This is a genomic window from Pseudoduganella sp. OTU4001 (assembly GCF_038440195.1).
GTDB lineage: Bacteria > Pseudomonadota > Gammaproteobacteria > Burkholderiales > Burkholderiaceae_D > Rugamonas.
In genome coordinates this window covers 56,502-74,039 of the sequence record NZ_JASATG010000014.1, presented here as the reverse complement: position 1 = coordinate 74,039, position 17,538 = coordinate 56,502, and the positions used below count along the sequence as shown (strand labels likewise).

Sequence of the window (17,538 nt, the reverse complement as noted above, 5' to 3'; positions counted from 1 at the left end):
CATGCTGCTGTCACATGCTTTGATGCTGATGCTGGCTGCGGAAACTCCGCTTGCAGAGGACGCGCTCGAGCGCATCCAGGTGACAGGCAGCCGTATCAACCTGCGCCAGGAGCAGTTGGCGGGCGTGGGCCCGGTGAGCGTGATCGATGCGGACGCGATCCTGCGTTCCGGCGCCACTTCGCTGGAAACCTTACTGCAGCAGCTGCCTGCTTCGGCCGGTGCGGCAGGCAGCCAGGGTAATGCCTACTGGACGGTGAATGGATTCGGCACGGCGCAAGTCAACCTGCGCGGCTTGGGTATCAACCGTACGCTGGTGTTGTTGAATGGACGGCGCCTGGTGGCTGGCGGCACTGGCGCCAACAGCTCTGTGGATCTGAATATGATCCCGCTGGCGCTGGTCAAACGTGTCGAAGTACTGAAAGACGGCGCTTCCGCCGTGTATGGCGCCGATGCGCTGGCGGGCGTGGTCAACATCATCACGCACGATGCCAGCGCAGGCGGCGAGCTGGTGCTGCGCAGCGGCGCTACCACGCGCGGCGACGGCGACAGCAACGCGGTGGACGGCACCTATGGCTGGCGCAATGCCTCCGGCGCCTGGACCGTGGGCCTGCATTTTTCGCGGCAGGAAGCGGTGGCGATGGACTCGCGCGCACCTTGTTCGCTGGCGGCCATCGGCCAACAGCTGGTGTGCTCCGGCAGTTCGAATACGGCAGGCGGCCGTGCGCGGCTGGCCGATGGCCGGCGCATCAACTTCATCGAGGGCGGGCGTTACGAAACCTATGATGTGTTGAAGCACGGCTTCAATAGCAACACCATGCTGAACGCGGTCAATCCGATCCGCCGCATTGGCGCGAGCCTGTTCGGCCAGCAGCAACTGGCGTCGGGCCTCATCTGGTTCAATGAATTGCTGTATGTCGACCGCAGCTCGGCACAACTGGCGTCGCCCGGGACGCTGGGCATATTCCGGCCCATGACTATCGCGGCTTCGCATCCGACCAATCCGACAGGGCAGGATCTGGTGCTCGAGCGTCGCCGCGTAGTGGAGGCCGGGCCGCGCGACTTCTTCCAGCATACGAAGACGGCGCGCATTGTGAGCGGCTTGCGCGGACGCCTGGAAAATGGCTGGGAGTGGTCGGCTGCGTTGAACTGGGCGCGCAATACCGGCGTTGACGGCATGACCAATATCATCAACCTGGACCGGGTGGCGGCGACGCTGGATACGGCCACTTGCGGGCGCGCGGGTGCTGCCCCATGCGGCAATTATCTGGGCCTGAACTCTCTGACGCCGGCTGTGCTGGATTATTTGCACACCACGGTCCGCGACCATGGCGGCAATTCGCAGCGCAGCGCGCAGGCCAGCGTGAGCGGGGAGCTGCTGCAGCTGCCCGCTGGTGCGCTGGGCTTCGCTGCGGGAGTGGAAGTGCGGCGCGAGGAGGGCTGGCGCAATCCTGATCCGCTGATCGTGGCGCGTGCCGCCAATGTGAATGCGCAGGATCCGGTGGCGGGGAGCTACACAGCGCGCGAGGCATACGGCGAATTGTCGGTGCCGCTGTTTTCTGCGCTGCGGGCCAGTGCGGCCGGCCGCTATTCGCACTATGACCTGTTTGGTGCGCAGTGGACCTACAAGGGCGGCCTGGATTGGCAGGTATTCGCTCCGCTCAAGCTGCGCGCCAACCGTTCACGCGCGTTCCGCGTGCCTACCGTGCCGGAACTGTTCGGCGGTGTGACGACGGGCAACCTGACCACCACCGATCCATGCAGCGGGTGGGACAAGCTGCCGGCCGATTCGGTGGTGGCGCGCAATTGCCGCGCTGCCGGCGTGCCGGTGGGTTTCCGCCAGCTGGGGAATACGATCCTGACCACCTCTGGCGGCAACCTGGCGCTGAAGCCGGAACTGGCTCAGAACAGGACGGCGGGGCTGGTGTGGACGCCGGCGCGCAGCGTGACCTTGACGGCGGACTATTTCGATATCCGTATCGACAACGCGATCGAGTCGGTGCCGGGGTCGACCAAGCTGGCAAGCTGCTACAACACGCCTGAGCTGGCGCACGTCTTCTGCAGCCCATCCAGCTTTACGCGCGACCCGAAGACCGGCGAAATCAACTTCCTTTCTTCGCAACCGGAAAATGTGGCGCATCAGCGCATCAGCGGCGTGGACTTTGGCGCCTTGTTCGATTTCGCGCTGGCCGGCTGGCGCATGTCGCTGGCGGCCGATGCCACGCGGCTGGCGCGCTTTGACATAAAGCCCTATCCCGGCGGCGCGACGATTGCCTATGCCGGCAAGATCACCGGCGGCAGGGGCAGTTTCGCGCGCTGGCGTTCCAGCACCACGCTGAGCGCTGGCAGGGGCGCGTGGTCGGGCAGCTATGGCCTGCAGATGATCGGCAAGGCGGACGATATCAACGGCGTGAAAGCCAATGCCGGCGCGCGGGCGCCGAGCGTGGTGTACCACAACGCCAGCCTGCGCTACGCGGTCAGCCCGGCGCTGACGCTTTCGGCCAGCGTGGAGAACCTGACGGACCACGACGCGCCTTTCATCCAGAGCTGGATCGACGCCAATACCGATACTATGACCTATGACCTGATGGGCCGGCGCTGGCAATTGCGTCTGGCTTACCGCTTCTGAAAGGGCGTTTGGCGCCGTGCCAGGGCCTTTTCGTCGCATGCCTGTTGCCAGTGGGGCGCCCTTAGGGCGACAATCCCCGGCATGCAGATAATTTCCCGTTTCCCCCTCCGCCGCATCGCCACCGATGGCATGTACGTGGCCGCGTTCAACGTTTTGTGCGCCGTGCTGATCACCTTTGTGTTTGGTGGCGGGCGCCATTTCGGCGTCAATCTTGTCGTTTCGATGTGCATCGGAACCACTACCTGGCTGCTGATCGAGCTGGCCCGCCAGCTGTTCTGGGGCGGAGAGAAGAAAGTCCACTGGCTATCGTTCCTGCCGGTGCTGGCCGTGGGCGTTGTTGCCGGCGTCTTTATCGGCTCGCACGCGGCGGCATGGATGCTGGGGGCGAACACCAATATCATGCGGGCGATCAGCGGTGAGCGCGGCATCAGTGCTTTACTGTTCACCATTTTCGCCACCGGGCTGGTGACCGCCTTCTTCAATGGGCGCGACCGGCTGCTGCAGGCGCGTGCCGAGGCGGCGATGGAAAAGGCGCGCGCGGAGGCGGTCGAGCGCCAGGCTTTGCAGGCGCAGTTGCAGCTGCTGCAGGCGCAGATCGAGCCGCATATGCTGTTCAACACCCTGGCCAACCTGCAAGGGCTGATTGCGCTCGACCCGGTGCGCGCGCAGACCATGCTGGACCAGCTGATTACCTATCTGCGCGCAACCCTGAGCGCGGCGCGTGCCGAGCGCACTACGCTGGGTCAGGAGTTTGCGCTGCTCGATGCTTACCTTGGCCTGATGTCGGTGCGCATGGGCGCGCGCCTGAGCTACCGGCTGGAGTTGCCGGATGAGCTGCGCAGCACGGCGCTGCCGCCGATGCTGCTGCAACCGCTGGTGGAAAATGCGATTGCACACGGCGTGGAGCCAAACGTGGCCGGCGGCCATGTGCAGGTGACGGCGCGCGCATTGGACGGCGGCCTGGAATTGCTGGTGTCCGATACCGGGCGCGGACTCGATGCGGGACCGGGCAAGCCGGGCACGGGGCTTGGCCTGGCCAATACCCGCGAGCGCTTGGCTGGCCTGTATGGCGAGCGCGCCTCCCTTTACCTTGATGCTGCGCCACAGGGCGCTGTTGCACGAATCATTTTGCCTGCCTGACCATGACTACCGCACTGATTGCTGAAGACGAACCTATCCTGGCCGCCACGCTGGCGGCGGCTTTGCAGCGCCAATGGCCTGGCTTGTCGATTGTCGCGACCTGCGCGAACGGTATCGAGGCGCTGGCACAGGCTGCGGCCTTGCAGCCGGATGTGCTGTTCCTCGATATCAAAATGCCGGGCAAGTCGGGGCTGGAGGTGGCGGAGGAGCTGGCCGAAGGCTGGTCGGGCGCTGCGCCGTTCCCGCAGGTGGTGTTCGTGACGGCATACGATGAATTCGCGGTGCAAGCTTTTGAACGCGAGGCGGCGGATTATGTGCTGAAGCCTGTCAGCGATGAGCGCCTGGCGCGCACCGTGGCGCGTCTGCGGCAGCGCTTGCAGGCGCCTGCGCAGGGTGCGGCGCCGGGAGATGCCTCGCTGGAGGCGCTGGCGGCGCAGCTGCGTGCGCTCGGTGTGCCAATGGCGGCGCCGGCAGCGCAGCGGTTGACAGTCATCCGGGCTGCGGTGGGCAACCAGGTGCGCATGGTGCCGGTGGCCGATGTGGTGTATTTCGAGGCGGCTGACAAGTACGTCAACGTGGTAACGGCGGACAGCGAGGTACTGATCCGCATGAGCCTTAAGGAACTGCTGCCGCAGCTTGATGAACAGCTGTTCTGGCAGGTGCATCGCGGCACCATCGTCAATTCTTCCTCCATTCTGAGCGCTGTGCGCGAGGAGGGCGGCAAGATGTCGCTGGTCTTGCGCGGGCGCGCAGAGAAGCTGCGCGTATCGCCGCTGTACGCGCACCTGTTCCGTCAGATGTAATCTCAGAAGCCGCGCTGGATGCTGGCCAGGGCGGTGTCCTTCATGTAGCGCCCGGCCAGTCCGCCGTAGTGGCGGTAGCTGGCGGACAGTACCCAGGGGCCGGTTTTCCAGCTGGCTGACAGGGTGCCGATCCGGCTATCCGTTTGCGGTTGCCACAATACGTCGGCAGAAACTTCCACATCATTGTCGAGATACTGCGCTGCGCGCAGCATGCGGTTGCGCTGCTGGCCGGGCGCTGCGGTGCGGTCGGTCCACATTTCACCGATGATGGAGAGCTTGCTCTCCGTGGTCCAGGTGAAGCCGGCCAGCGCTTTGCCGCTATGCGTGGGGCGCTGCTGCCAGAGCAGGGAGGCGTGCAGTTCGAGGCCGTCGCCCGCTACCTGCGAGAAGGAGGCGCCGGCTTCGAGGCCGTTCCTTTGCGACATGCGTAATACGGTGTATTCGTCGCGCGCGCCACGCTGGCGGTAGTGGCGGATGGCGATGGCTTCGTCATCGCGCTGGTGGAGGGCGCGCCCCTGCGACGGGTTGGCCCAGACAATGGTGGTGGCGCTGTCGGCGTCGAAGCGTTCCCAGGCGAGCAGGGGGATGCCTTCCAGCGCCAGGGGATTGAGGGCGCGGCGGTCTTCGCGCTGCACCACGTCCAGCGGGCGGAAGGCGTAGCCGACATCCCAGCTCATGATTTTTTTGCCTGCGCTGAGGAAGCCGCCTGCGAATGGGCGGTCGTAAGTCAGTTCGTTGAGGCGAAGGCGGACATCGCCGCCATCGACGCGGGTTGCGGTTAGGACGCCGCGCAGCGGGCCTTCGGACCAGCGCAGCTCGCCGGCTTTCAGTGATTGGCTTCCGATCTGCGCGCGCACGTTGGCGACCAGGTCGCCCGCGTGGGCCGGCAGGGGGGCGGCGAGGGAAAGCGCCACCGCCAGGGTGGCGGTGGACCGGGACTTATGGTGCAGCATCGGATCGGCTCAGGAACATCGGGTTGAACAACTCGTCGCCGAACTGGCGCGGTTTGCTGGACAGGGTGGTGATGACGGTTTCGCGGCCAGTCTGGATTTCGTCCACCAGCACCATGCGGCCCTGGCTGAAGCGGGCTTGCTTGAGTCGTTTGCTGGAGCTGGCGTACAGGTCGGCATGCACCGGCCGGTAGTCGGCCTTGGCCACGTGCAGCACCAGGCGCTGGTAGCTCAGGGTCTTGCGGGTGGCGGCCAGGTCCAGTTCGAGGCACGGCACGCCGTCGATCTCGACTTCGCGCGTGATGCTGCCTTTGTAGTCGCCGGACCAGGTCATGTTGGCGATGTCGCCGGTCGAGGCGTCGCCCAGCAGCTTTTGCAGCGGCGTGATGCGGATCGGCCGTGCGCTGCCGGGCAGCAGCATCCAGAAGTCGTCGCCCGACATCAGGATTTTTTGCCCGCTCTCGCCGGGAGAGCGGAACAGTACCAGCGATTTGCCGCCAGGGCGCACCAGCACCTGGTAGCGCTTTTCCTTATCCAGCTTGCCGTCCTTGTAGGTTTGCACCTGCGTTTCCAGTTGCGAGGACCCTTCGCGCAGGCGATGGGAGTCGGCCTTGCGCAGGATGGTTTCGACATCCTGGGCGGCGGCGGTGCTGCAGGCGGCCATCAGCATGGCCGCAATGGTGGTCTTAAACATGGGCGAGTGCCTCCACGACGGATTGGTTGGCGGCTTTGCGGCTGACCAGCAGCGAGGCCAGGGCGGCTAACAGGGTGACGGCGCATGCGGCAGCGGCGTACATGGCCGGTGATACGGCGACAACCAGCGGGTAGCCGCTGGTGCGGCCGGGCGGTGGCGGCATCTGGATGCCGAACACCAGCAGGGACAGTGCCACGCCGCCAGCGACGGCCATACCGAGTGCCGCGCCGCCGCCGCCCAGTACCAGACCTTCCAGGGTGAACAGGCGGGTCACTTCGCCGGGTGTGGTACCCATGGCGCGCAGGGTGCCGATTTCGCGGATGCGTTCCAGCACGGCCATCGACAGGGTGTTGGAGATGGCGAACAGCACGATCACCAGCACGATCACGCCGAGGAAGCCGAAGATGCGGTCGTACAAGCTTTTTACGCTTTGGTAGAAGATGGCCTGGTCTAGCCAGGTGCGTACTTCCAGCCGGCCGGCGTAGCGGTCGCGCCAGGCGGCGCCGACGGCGTCGCTATGTTCGAGTTCGTCGAGGTAGACGCTCAGGTGGCTGACTTTATCGGTCACCAGCAGCTCCTGCGCGGTGCCCAGTTCCACCATGGCCAGCCGCTTGTCGATGTCGGCGATGCCGCTGCTGACGATGCCGGTGACGGTGACGTCGATCGCGTTCAGGCTACCGGCGGTGGTGGTCGACATCAGGGTGAGCGAGCTGCCGGGCTTGGCGTTCAGGATGCGGGCCAGGCCTTTGCCGAGGACGATGCCGGGGCCGGGGCCAGTGCCGGCGCCGTCTGCGTCGAGCAGCTTGCCGTCTTCGATTTTCATGAAGGGGCCCTTGACCAGGAATTCCTGGCGCGCGTCGACGCCGGTGCCGAGGAAGATTTCGCTCTTGTCGCCATTGCTGATCAGACCTGAGAACTGCAGGCGTGGCAGTACGCGCGTCACGCTCTGGTGCGCCATCAGTTCGCGCGTCAGCTCGGCGCGGCCCGGCAAGCCATGCTCCAGGGGCACATTGTCGTTGCCCTCGAACTGGCCGGGGGCGGCCAGCACCAGGTGGCCGGTGTCGCGCGCGCTGGCCTGGGCCAGCGATTCATAGGTATAGAGCGCGAAGCCGCCGCCCAGCAACGCCGCAGCGGTGCCGGTGGCGGCGATGGCCAGGGTCACCAGCGAGCGGCGGCGGTTGCGCATGGCGTTGCGGCAGGCCAGCGACAGCCATTTGAAATCAATGCGCATGGACGCCTCCCTTCAGCACGCCGTCGTCCAGCATGAGCGAGCGGTCGCAATGCGGCAGCATGCGGTCGTCGTGGGTGGCCACCAGGAAGGTGGTGCCGTCGTTGTGCGCCAGGGCGCGCATCAGGCCCACGATTTGGGAGGCGGTCTGTGCGTCCAGGTTGGCGGTCGGTTCGTCGGCGATGACCAGGCGCGGGCGCTTGACGATGGCGCGGGCAATCGCGACGCGCTGGCGCTGGCCGCCGGACAACTGGTCCGGCTTGTGGCCGCCCAGCCCTTGCAGGCCAACGCGCGCCAGGGCTTCCTGCACGCGCTGGCGGCGCTCGGCGGCAGGTATGCCCAGCAGGTAGAGCGGATAGTCGATGTTGTCGTGGGCGGTCATCACCGGCACCAGGTTGAAGCCCTGGAACACGAAGCCGATGGCCTGGCGCCGCAGGCCGGTGCGGCGCGGTTCGTCGCCGGCCGGCAGCGGCTCGCCGTCGAACAGCAGCTCGCCGCCATCGGCCTTGTCCAGCAGGCCGCACAGGTTGAGCAGGGTGCTCTTGCCGCTGCCGGAGGGGCCGGTGACGGCGGCGATCTCGCCGTGCACCAGGGCCAGGTCGACCGACTGCAGGGCGCGGATCACATTGCCGCCCAGGGCGTAGGACTTGCTGATGCCGCGCAGCGACAGCAGCGGTTCGGCGGCCTTCATTGGCCCAGCTCCTTCAGGCGCGATGCGGCCTTGGCGACGGCGGGAATGCCGGCCTGGGTGGCGACCACCTGGCGCAGGTAAGCGATTTCGTCGGCGCTGCGCTTTTCTTCGGCGGCGACGCGGGCAGCAGCGGCAAACACGTTGGCGCGGATCGGGGCGGGCGACTGCGCCAGCACCTGCGAATCCAGCGCGGCCTGCAGGGCGCGTTTGCCGCCGCTACGGCGGTTCATGAATTCGGGCAGGGCGAGCAGGGTGTTGGCGGCCACCATGCGGGTCTCGATGCTGGCCGGGGTGCCGTTCAGCAGCAGGCTGTCGTGCTCCGGCGCCAGCAGGGACAGCGCTTTCTCGATCATGTCCGCGCCTTTTTCGGTGTATTTCATCTTGTCCCACGGCATCATGGCGTCGCGCCCGCGCAGGGTGAAGCCGGCGCCCTGGTAGGCCAGGTAGACCGGGTTGCCGGGCTGGCTGGCATAGAGCTTTTCAAAGGCGTCGATGGAGGCGTCGCGGGCCGAGGCGTCGCCGCTGGTGCCGGCCATGAATTGCTGGCGGGCGGTGGCGAAGGCGTTACTGTCGGCGGCAGCCGGCGCGGTGAAGGCAGCGTTGCAGGCCAGGGCGATAGCGATAGAGAGGATGGTGTGTTTCATTTTTTGCTCCGTAGTGGTTGTTGATGCTGCAAGACTACGGAGCAGGCGCCGGCGGCGCCACCGCGATGCGACGAAACCCGGTTGCGGCGGCGCGAAACCGGGCCTGGGGGAGGCTTAAGCTACGTGGTAGACCATGGAAGCGCCGCCGACCGGGGTGCCCTGGGCGTTGAGCTGGGCCACGTTGATCTGGTATTGCGCTCCTTCCGCTGCGGCAGCCGGAATGCTGGTCTGCAGCGCCATCGGGTACATCATGGCGGGGTCTTTCTCCATGGTGACCCTGACCACCGCGTTGCGGATATCGACATAGCGCTTGCCGTTGCGCAGGACCACGTCGCCGCCTTCCACCGTGACGTTGCCCAGGGTGCGGCGCGGCAGGCAGTCGAAGTGCGAGCCTTTGGCCAGCGTCAGGATGCCGCAGCAACAGGCGAAGCGGGTCTTGACGCGGGTGTCTTCGAGGAAGATCAGGCCGCAATTCTTTTTCATGTCCTCCTCGCCGTGGCCGTGGCCCTGGTCGGGCGCCGGGTCGACCTGGTTTTCAAAATCGATGGCGGGGAAGGCGGCGCCGTCTTCGTCCAGCGACAGGGTAAGCGGCATGGCGGCCGGCAGGTGGCTGCGGTCGATCACCAGCGTCATGCGCGTTTCGCGGTTGAAGCGGCTGGCCGCCACGAAGGGGAAGGCGGAGCGTGCGCCGGCCAGCACGTCGATCACCGACAGGTTGCGCTGGGCCAGGTTGTTGCGGCGTGCGCTGATCGGGTCGCCCGTCAGCGGGGCGGTGGCGAAGGCGTAGTCGTTGTCGGAATTGACTACGGCCAGCAGGCAGGGGTGCCATGGATGGTTTTCCTGCCAGCCGTACAGCGATTCGGTTTGCGCTGCCTCGATGCGGAATTTGGCCATGACCGTGCCGCCGGCCGGCACGCTGGTGAAGCTGGTGGTGATGCCGGTGGGGCTGACGTGCATGGCGTCCACCGTGGTCCAGTCAGGCGGGTAGACGAACTGCAGGCCGACATAAGGCGTGATGCGGGTGCTGACGGTGACGTTGCGGGCGTCGCGCGCGCCGTTGTTGGTGACGCGGACGTAGATGTAGTTGGCCTGGCCGCGCTCCACGTTCTTCGATTGCAGCGGGTCGCTGGGGACGAACACATTGTCGTCGTTGATACGTACGACGATGTCGGAGAAGTCCCAGAAATTCCCGCCGGTGAAGGGCTCGTTGCCGCTGTCGGCCGGGGCGTCTTTGATCATCACGTCCGCTTCGTCCAGGGCGCGGAAGACGTTGATGCGGCCATAGCCCATTTCCTGGTTCCAGGTGCCGTTCGGGTGGCCGGCGGTGTCGGCATAGGCCACGGCGCCGACTTTCTGCGCGGTGCGTTCGATGTGGGCGCGCACCTGCATATTGTCCAGCATGGGGTAGACGCTGCGGATCAGGGCCGCCAGCCCGGCCACGTGCGGCGTGGCGGAGGAAGTGCCGTTGAACAGCAAGTCGTAGTCGCCCGCCACGTAGCCGCCACCGCCCTGGATGTCGGTGGTGGGGATGTGCACGCCGGGCGAGACCACGGAGATCTGCGGGCCGAAATTGGAGCCCCAGGCTTCGCCGTCGGGGCTCAATGGCGTTTTGCGGTTGTCGATTTCGTCCGACGCGCCGACGGCGATCACCAGCGGGTTGGTGGCTGGGTAGGTGATCGGGCCGTTGTAGTTGTGGGTGGCGACGCACATCACCAGGTCGTTGTTGAAGGCGTTCTGGATGGCCGGGTCGATGATGGCCGGGCTCCAGGCATTCCAGCCAAAGCTCATGCTGATCACACTGGCGCCGTTGGCCACCGCGTAGTTGATGCCGGCTGCCACCTCGACATCGGTCCAGGCATCGAAAGCTACCGGCAGGATGCGCGCATCGCCCGCTACGCCGGTGACGCCGGTGCCGTTGTTGTAGGTGGCGGCCACGATGCCGGCGCAGGCGGTGCCGTGGTTGCCGGTCGGCGAACCGTCGCCGCTCATGGTGCCGAGGTTGATGCCGGGCGCGGAAAAGCGCAGGTCGGGGTGGCTCAAGTCGCAGCCTTCATCGAGCACGCACACCACGGCGGTGGCGACACCGGTGGTGATGTCCCAGCCGGTGGTGCCGGGGCCGCCCGCTTCAATGCGCGTCATGTCCCACTGCTGCGGGAACAGGGTATCGTTGGGCGCGATCGAGGTGGGCGTGAGCAGCGGCATGGTCTCGAACTGGAAGTCGGCGATCGGTGCGTTGGGGATCTGGCGCAGGCGTTCGCGCAGCTGGTAGGCGTTGATCTCCTTGACGTTGGCGATCTGGAAGTAGCGGTGGCCGTTCAGGAAGCGCGATTTCTCCGTCACCTCTTGGATCATCGGTTCGGCGGCCCCTTTGCTGCCCAGGCCTTCCGGCAGCTTGAGCGCCGTGTCGCGCGACTGGCGCAGTTTGATCACCGCCACGTGGGGCAGGGGCGAGGCCAGGGCGCGGCGGCCGCGCTGGCCGGCCTGGCGGTAGACCGGGCCGATCCAGTCCAGGCCTAGTGGCGCGCCGGCTTCTTCGATCTTGGCCAGGTGGCCGTCGTCCAGCGGACGGCGCGATTGCACGAAGTAGCGCGTCTTCGTGTGGTTGACGCGCTCGCCTGGCACCATGCCTTCGTCGGCTTCGTCTTCCAGGAACAAATCCACGCTGTGCAGGAATTGTTCGATGGCGCTGCGCTCTTTGGGCTGCTTCAGCGCGAGCAGGAGGCGGGTCGGGTCGAGGGTCAGCGTGGCACCGGATGCATGGCTCATTTCTTGCGGAAAGTTCTTCATGATGTCTCCTGGCTGGTTTGGGGGATCCCCTTTTGTTGCGGGGATCTGGCCAGTCTAGGAGGCTTAATTGATCTGGTATTGACCTGCGTCTATCATGCGCCATGTACCAACAAGGAGACTTATGAAATCCCTCGCCATTACCCTTGCTGCGCTCGCTTACTTCGCAGCCCAGCCTGCTTTCGCACTGGACCAGTCCGCTACAGTCAAGGTCACCCCGCTGTTGAAATCCGCCACCAGCTGGAATGGCGCGCAGCTAAGCTGGCCGGCAGGGCAGGCCGAAGTCACCGCTTTGCAGATTGAAATTACGCCCGGCGCGGAAACCGGCTGGCATCTGCACCCGGTGCCTTCCTTCGCCTATGTGATGGAGGGCGAGCTGGAGGTGAGCCTGAAGGATGGCGCGGTCAAGCGCTTTACGGCTGGCCAGGCCCTGGCCGAAGTGGTCAGCACCATGCACAACGGGCGCAATGTGGGCAGCGGGCCGGTCAAGCTGGTGGTGTTTTATGTGGGCGCCACCGGTAGCACACTTACCGTCAAGCAATAGTGTTCAAATCTTATAGTGGGTATATAATGCGCGCTATTTTCGCGGCTACAGACCGCGGCCTGTGGGGGAAATAGGGGAGACGACATCACCTCACCCACAAGGAAAGAATATGATGAAGTTGTCCAAGATGCACGTGCTGGTCACCCTCGCCGTCGTGCAGATGGCCGCCCAGGCCCAGGAAGCCAACCAGGCCGCAGCCGGCCAGCTGGAAGTAGTGACCGTAACCGCACAGCGCCGCGCTGAGAATATCCGCGAAGTGCCGGTTTCCGTGTCCATGATCAACAATGAGAAGCTGGACATCCTGCTGTCCGGCGGCCAGGATATCCGTGTCCTGGCGGGCAAGACCCCATCGCTGAACGTCGAGTCGTCGACCGGCCGTGTATTCCCGCGTTTCTACATCCGCGGCTACGGTAACGCCGACTTCGCCGTGTTCGCATCGCAGCCAGTGTCCCTGATTTACGACGACGTGGTGCAGGAGAACCCGATCCTGAAGGGTTACCCGATGTACGACCTGGCCAACGTGGAAGTCCTGCGCGGCCCGCAGGGCACCCTGTTCGGCCGTAACACCCCGGCCGGCGTGGTCAAGTTCGAGTCGGCCAAGCCAAACCTGCGCGGCGTGGAAGGCTTCTACAACGTTTCCTACGCAAGCGACGCTACCGCCAATATCGAAGCAGCCGCCAACGTGCCGCTGTCGAAAGAGTGGGCCCTGCGCGTTTCGACCCTGCGCCAGCACCGCGACGACTTCGTCGACAACACCTTCACCGGCGAGAAGAACGCGCTGGAAGGCTACAACGAGCACGCAGAGCGCGTGCAGGTGCTGTACCAGCCGAACGGCGTATTCAACGCCTTGTTCAACGTGCACCGGCGCGCCACCACAGGCAGCTCGCGCCTGTTCCGCGCCAACATCATCAAGAAGGGCTCCAACACCTTCGTGGACGGCTTCGATCCGGAAAAGATCGCCATCAACGGCCGTGAAGACCAGGAACTGAAAACCCAGGGCGCCAACCTGCGTATGAGCTGGGACCTGGGCGCGCACAAGCTGTACTCGGTGACCGGCTACGAGACCGTGGCCAAGTACAACTCGGCCGGCGACATCGACGGCGGCAACCCGACCAACGCGCCAGCCGTGCCATTCCAGGTTGCCACCGCAGCCTTCGTACCGGACATCAAGCAGTACTCGCAAGAGTTCCGCGTCGAGTCCAAGTACACCGGCCCGCTGAACTGGCAGGCAGGCGCCTACTTCTTCGACGAGAAGGCAGTGGCAGGCCAGGACAACTTCAACGTTGCCGGCACCCGCACTTCGCGCGTGAAGTCGCAGCAGAAGAACGAAGCGTACGCGCTGTTCGGCTCCGTGAACTACGCCGTGAACGATGCGTTCACTGTGCGCGGCGGCCTGCGTTACACCGACGACAAGAAGGACTTCGAAGTTCTGGAACCCACCGGCACCGTGCTGGTCGGCCCGAAGACCGCCAACCTGTCCAAGGACAAGTTCAACTGGGACCTGAGCGGCACCTATAAGCTGAACAACGACGTCAGCGTGTACGCCCGCTACGCCACCGGCTTCCGCGCGCCATCGATCGCCGCTCCTTCGACCGCCGTGCCGATTACCGTGGCCGATGCTGAGACCATCACCTCGATCGAAGCCGGCGTGAAGGCCGACCTGTGGAACCGCCGCGCACGCGCTTCCCTGAGCGTGTACGACTACGACGTGAAGAACCAGCAGCTGACCGTGGTCGGCGGCAATTCCAACGTCACCAAGCTGATTAACGCTGCCAAGACCAAGGGCCGCGGCGTGGAAGGCGAGATCGAAGGCTTCGTCACCAACGACTTCAAGGTTTCCGCCAGCGCATCGTACAACTTCACCGAAATCCGCGATCCTGCGCTGTCGGTCAACAAGTGCGCGCAGTGCACCGTGCTGGACCCGATCAATGCGGCTGGCCGCGTGGTCATCAACGGCAACGACCTGCCACAGGCACCGAAGTGGATCATCAACCTGAACGCCCGCTACAACTACCCGCTGGCAGACGGCAACCTGTTCGTGCTGACCGACTGGTCGTACCGCTCGAAGGTGAACTTCTTCCTGTACGAAGCAGTTGAATTCACCGGCGCTCCGCTGACCGAAGGCGGCCTGCGCGTGGGCTACAACTGGGACGGCGGCAAGTATGAAGTGGCAGTGTTCGGCCGCAACGTCGCCGACCAGCGCCGCATCACCGGCGCGATCGACTTCAACAACCTGACTGGCTTCATCAACGAGCCACGTCAGTTTGGCGTGCAGTTCAAAGGTTCGTTCTAACTTTTTTGGGGCTGACTCTTGTCAGCCCCAAAATCGGTGGCTATAATACGGCCTCTTTTCCCTGATAGCTCAGTCGGTAGAGCGACGGACTGTTAATCCGCAGGTCCCTGGTTCGAGTCCAGGTCGGGGAGCCAGAATACTGAAAAGCCCAACCCTCACCGGTTGGGCTTTTTGCTTTTCTGACTAGCAAATTATTCCGTGGATGCTTTTGCCGGTTGCTGCATGAAGACCGGGTCCGGACCTATTTGGTTGAGCAGGTCTTTCGCGAGAATACCGGTAAACATCAGCGATAACTTTCGATCTTTCGCTGTGGGTGGCGCTCTATCGCCCAAACTTCCTCCATAGACGTAATAGTCGCCTTTTAGTGGGCGCGCCAGGAAGCACCCCTCGTCTTTGCGATCTGCGGCCTCGGCGCGCACGAACAACGCAAGGGAGCAGGTGAGGGCAACGTATGCCAGGTAACGCATCACGTCTGCTCCTTGATTTCGAGAGGGAGGCGATCATCATGGTGCTGCAAAGTAGACACGCGACTATAACGGGCCAAGTGGAATTACGGACGATCAAAGAATCAGATGCCTAAACCAGTTGCACACTCAAGCTGCGGCCCATTACTGTGGCGGCTTGCTCCACAAAATCGAGCTTGGAGGAATGCCGGAGGTCGAACAGCCGATCGATCTGTGGCTGATAGACGTTTAACATGCGTGCCAGGTCGGCTTTGCGCAGCCGCTGGTTCAGCATCTCATTCCATAAAAGGACTTTTGCAGTTTCCAGTGCGGGAAGCGTGACCGTGTGCTGCCCCTTCCGGGCCGTGGAAGGCATCGGTACAAGCCGGCGATCTTCCATGTACATTTCCACTGCCGTGATCAGGCCATCGACAGCTTCGCGCAGCGCGTCGTCAACTGTATCGCCGACAGAGTGCGCGTCCGGAAAGTCCGTAAATTCGACTAGAAGGCTTTCCTCATCTGGAATCAAAGTGACTGGGTAATTCAACATCTTGCTGCTCCTCTACTTGGATCGGCCTACTTGAGCCCGAGGTCCTTCTTGATTTTCTCGACCAATCCTTTCGGGATTTCCTTGGCTCCGTGGTCGGGAAAGGTTGAACGGCGGCCATTTAGGGTGATCTTGTAATGGCTTCCGCGGCCTTGTATGAACAGCGCCCCCTGTCGTTCCAACCACCTGCGGAACTCGCTGTATTTCATTTCCCGCTCACAGTTAATATACAACAAATTTGTTTAATTTGAGGCGAATTTGCCCTACAGCTCAGAAGCATCAATTTATAGCGTTGTACGCCTGGCTTTTTAATTTTCCGCAAGCGTGTCATCATTCCCGCCCATACTTTCCTTTCGATAGGGTGCCGAATGAACCGTTCCGTTCCGCTGCTTTTCTGTGCGCTGATGTGCGCTGCGTTGCCTGGCTGGGCCCAAAAGCTCAAAGCCACGCCGGAAAAGATGAACCAGATCTATGCCGAGTACTGGGAGGAGACCCTGCGCGGCAATCCGATTTCGGCGACGTTTAACGGTGACCATCGCTTCAATGACCGCTTCGGCCCGACCAGCGCCAAAGAGTCGCGCGCCCAGGCCAAAGCGCTGGCGGAGAAGTACCTGGCGCGTACGGCGGAATTCGATCCGGCGCCGCTGCCGTCCGAGGACCGTATCAGTTACGACCTGCTGCGCTACCGCCTGCAGCAAACCCTGGACAGCTTGCGCTTCCCGTCGCAACTGATGCCGGTGGACCAGTCCAACGGCCTGCATTTGCTGATGGCGCAACTGGGTTCGGGCCGTGTGGCGCAGCCGTTCGAGACGGTGAAGGACTACGAGAACTGGTTGTCGCGCGCGGCCGGCTATGCGCCGAGCGTGGAAGATATGATCGCCAATATGAAGGAGGGCATCGCCAAGGGTGTGGTGCTGCCAAAGCCGCTGGTGCGCCAAATCCTGCCGCAGCTGGAAAGCGTGGGCAGCGACGATTTGGCCAAGAGCGTTTTCATGGAGCCGGTGAAGAAATTCCCGGCCTCGTTCAGCGATGCCGACAAGGCGCGCCTGACCGAAGCCTACGGCAAACTGGTACGCGAGCAGCTGGCGCCTGCCAGCCGCCGCCTGCATACCTTCCTGAACGAGACCTACCTGCCGGCGGCACGTGATTCTGTCGGCCTTGGCGCGCTGCCAGGCGGGCAGGAATGGTACGCCTTCCGCGCCCGCAGTTCGACCACCACGGAAAAGAGCCCGGCCGAAATCCACGAGATAGGCCTGAGCGAAGTGGCCCGCATCCGCAAGCTGTTCGAGGAGGCGAAGGAGCGCGTCGGCTTCAAAGGCACGCTGAAGGAATTCTTCGACCACCTGAACACCGCGCCGGAACTGCGTTTCAAGACGCGTGAGGAAATCCTGGCCGCTTACGAGGCATTGCGCCCGCGCGTGGAAGCCAAGGCTGGCCAGCTGTTTGCCCGCCTGCCGAAAGCGCCGTTTGAAATCCGTCCGGTGGAGACTTTCCGCGAGGTGAGCGCGGCGCCGGCCTCCTACAGCCGTGGCACGGCGGACGGCAAGCGTCCTGGCATCTTCTATTTCAACGCCTACAAGCCTGAAACCCGCACCCGCTTTACCACCACGGCGTTCTTCCTGCACGAAGCGATTCCGGGCCACCACTTTGAAATCAGCCTGGCGCAGGAAACCACCGGCCTGCCTAGCTTCCGCCGCTTTGGCGGCACCACCGCCTTCTCCGAAGGCTGGGGCCTGTACAGCGAGATGCTCGGCCAGGAAATCGGCATGTACGACGATCCCTGGCAGTGGGTGGGCCGCCTGACTGCGGAAATCTGGCGCGGCGTGCGCCTGGTGGTCGATACCGGCATCCATTCCAAGGGCTGGACGCGCGAACAGGCCATTGCCTACTTCATCGACAACGTGCCGCAGGGCGAAACCGTGGCGATCCAGGAAGTGGAGCGCTACATCGCCAACCCTGGCCAGGCCTTGAGCTACAAGATTGGTGAACTGAAGCTGCGCGAACTGCGTGCGCGCGCCGAAAAAGCACTGGGCAAGGACTTCGACCTGCGCGCCTTCCACAACGAGGTGCTGGCGCACGGTTCCGTGCCGCTTGGGGTGCTGGAAGCTGCGGTTGACCGTTGGATCGCCGCACAGAGAAAAGGTTAAGAAG

15 protein-coding genes and 1 tRNA gene are annotated in these 17,538 nt (G+C 64.0%); 7 read left to right on the top strand and 9 right to left on the bottom strand.

Annotated elements, in window-relative coordinates; genetic code table 11:
* Position 1: 1 nt before the first annotated feature.
* The 3 genes from AAHE99_RS14595 to AAHE99_RS14585 all read left to right on the top strand — a co-directional run bounded on the left by AAHE99_RS14595 (position 2) and on the right by AAHE99_RS14585 (position 4,569).
* Entirely contained in the window at positions 2-2,626 is a 2,625-nt protein-coding gene (locus AAHE99_RS14595) for a TonB-dependent receptor (RefSeq protein ID WP_342118079.1), read from the top strand.
* An 81-nt stretch (positions 2,627-2,707) separates the two neighbouring features.
* Positions 2,708-3,766: a sensor histidine kinase gene (locus tag AAHE99_RS14590; protein WP_342118078.1), complete on the top strand. Its 1,059-nt coding sequence runs from the start codon at positions 2,708-2,710 to the stop codon at positions 3,764-3,766.
* A 2-nt stretch (positions 3,767-3,768) separates the two neighbouring features.
* Positions 3,769-4,569 carry a LytR/AlgR family response regulator transcription factor gene (locus AAHE99_RS14585; RefSeq protein WP_342118077.1) on the top strand — a complete coding sequence of 267 codons (801 nt, stop codon included), beginning with the start codon at positions 3,769-3,771 and terminating at the stop codon, positions 4,567-4,569.
* A 2-nt stretch (positions 4,570-4,571) separates the two neighbouring features.
* Here AAHE99_RS14585 and AAHE99_RS14580 read toward each other — a convergent pair whose 3' ends face one another.
* The 6 genes from AAHE99_RS14580 to AAHE99_RS14555 all read right to left on the bottom strand — a co-directional run bounded on the left by AAHE99_RS14580 (position 4,572) and on the right by AAHE99_RS14555 (position 11,563).
* Positions 4,572-5,522, bottom strand: coding sequence for a hypothetical protein (locus AAHE99_RS14580; protein WP_342118076.1), 951 nt, complete (start codon positions 5,520-5,522; stop codon positions 4,572-4,574).
* Positions 5,509-6,213 carry an outer membrane lipoprotein-sorting protein gene (locus AAHE99_RS14575; protein ID WP_342118075.1) on the bottom strand — a complete coding sequence of 235 codons (705 nt, stop codon included), beginning with the start codon at positions 6,211-6,213 and terminating at the stop codon, positions 5,509-5,511. Before AAHE99_RS14575 ends, AAHE99_RS14580 begins: the two co-directional genes overlap by 14 nt.
* Positions 6,206-7,444, bottom strand: a complete 1,239-nt coding sequence (locus AAHE99_RS14570) for an ABC transporter permease (RefSeq protein ID WP_342118074.1) — start codon at positions 7,442-7,444, stop codon at positions 6,206-6,208. Before AAHE99_RS14570 ends, AAHE99_RS14575 begins: the two co-directional genes overlap by 8 nt.
* Positions 7,434-8,132 carry an ABC transporter ATP-binding protein gene (locus AAHE99_RS14565; protein ID WP_342118073.1) on the bottom strand — a complete coding sequence of 233 codons (699 nt, stop codon included), beginning with the start codon at positions 8,130-8,132 and terminating at the stop codon, positions 7,434-7,436. Before AAHE99_RS14565 ends, AAHE99_RS14570 begins: the two co-directional genes overlap by 11 nt.
* Positions 8,129-8,776: a hypothetical protein gene (locus AAHE99_RS14560; protein WP_342118072.1), complete on the bottom strand. Its 648-nt coding sequence runs from the start codon at positions 8,774-8,776 to the stop codon at positions 8,129-8,131. Before AAHE99_RS14560 ends, AAHE99_RS14565 begins: the two co-directional genes overlap by 4 nt.
* A 114-nt stretch (positions 8,777-8,890) precedes the next feature.
* Complete coding sequence (locus AAHE99_RS14555) at positions 8,891-11,563, bottom strand: S8 family serine peptidase (protein WP_342118071.1); 2,673 nt, start codon at positions 11,561-11,563, stop codon at positions 8,891-8,893.
* Positions 11,564-11,684: 121 nt separating this feature from the next.
* Here AAHE99_RS14555 and AAHE99_RS14550 point away from each other — a divergent pair, with 121 nt between their 5' ends.
* The 3 genes from AAHE99_RS14550 to AAHE99_RS14540 all read left to right on the top strand — a co-directional run bounded on the left by AAHE99_RS14550 (position 11,685) and on the right by AAHE99_RS14540 (position 14,531).
* Positions 11,685-12,104: a cupin domain-containing protein gene (locus AAHE99_RS14550; RefSeq protein ID WP_342118070.1), complete on the top strand. Its 420-nt coding sequence runs from the start codon at positions 11,685-11,687 to the stop codon at positions 12,102-12,104.
* A 109-nt stretch (positions 12,105-12,213) separates the two neighbouring features.
* Positions 12,214-14,397, top strand: coding sequence for a TonB-dependent receptor (locus AAHE99_RS14545; RefSeq protein WP_342118069.1), 2,184 nt, complete (start codon positions 12,214-12,216; stop codon positions 14,395-14,397).
* Positions 14,398-14,455: 58 nt separating this feature from the next.
* Positions 14,456-14,531 (top strand) — tRNA-Asn (locus AAHE99_RS14540).
* A gap of 57 nt (positions 14,532-14,588) precedes the next feature.
* Here AAHE99_RS14540 and AAHE99_RS14535 read toward each other — a convergent pair.
* The 3 genes from AAHE99_RS14535 to AAHE99_RS14525 form a co-directional block, all read right to left on the bottom strand.
* Positions 14,589-14,864, bottom strand: a complete 276-nt coding sequence (locus AAHE99_RS14535) for a hypothetical protein (protein WP_342118068.1) — start codon at positions 14,862-14,864, stop codon at positions 14,589-14,591.
* A 109-nt stretch (positions 14,865-14,973) separates the two neighbouring features.
* On the bottom strand, positions 14,974-15,390 hold the full coding sequence (locus AAHE99_RS14530) for a type II toxin-antitoxin system HicB family antitoxin (protein ID WP_342118067.1): 417 nt from the start codon (positions 15,388-15,390) through the stop codon (positions 14,974-14,976).
* A gap of 26 nt (positions 15,391-15,416) precedes the next feature.
* A complete protein-coding gene (locus AAHE99_RS14525) occupies positions 15,417-15,596 on the bottom strand; it encodes a type II toxin-antitoxin system HicA family toxin (RefSeq protein ID WP_342118066.1) in 180 nt (59 codons plus the stop codon).
* 159 nt (positions 15,597-15,755) lie between these two features.
* Here AAHE99_RS14525 and AAHE99_RS14520 point away from each other — a divergent pair, with 159 nt between their 5' ends.
* Positions 15,756-17,534: a DUF885 domain-containing protein gene (locus tag AAHE99_RS14520; RefSeq protein ID WP_342118065.1), complete on the top strand. Its 1,779-nt coding sequence runs from the start codon at positions 15,756-15,758 to the stop codon at positions 17,532-17,534.
* The last annotated feature ends 4 nt before the right edge of the window (positions 17,535-17,538 follow it).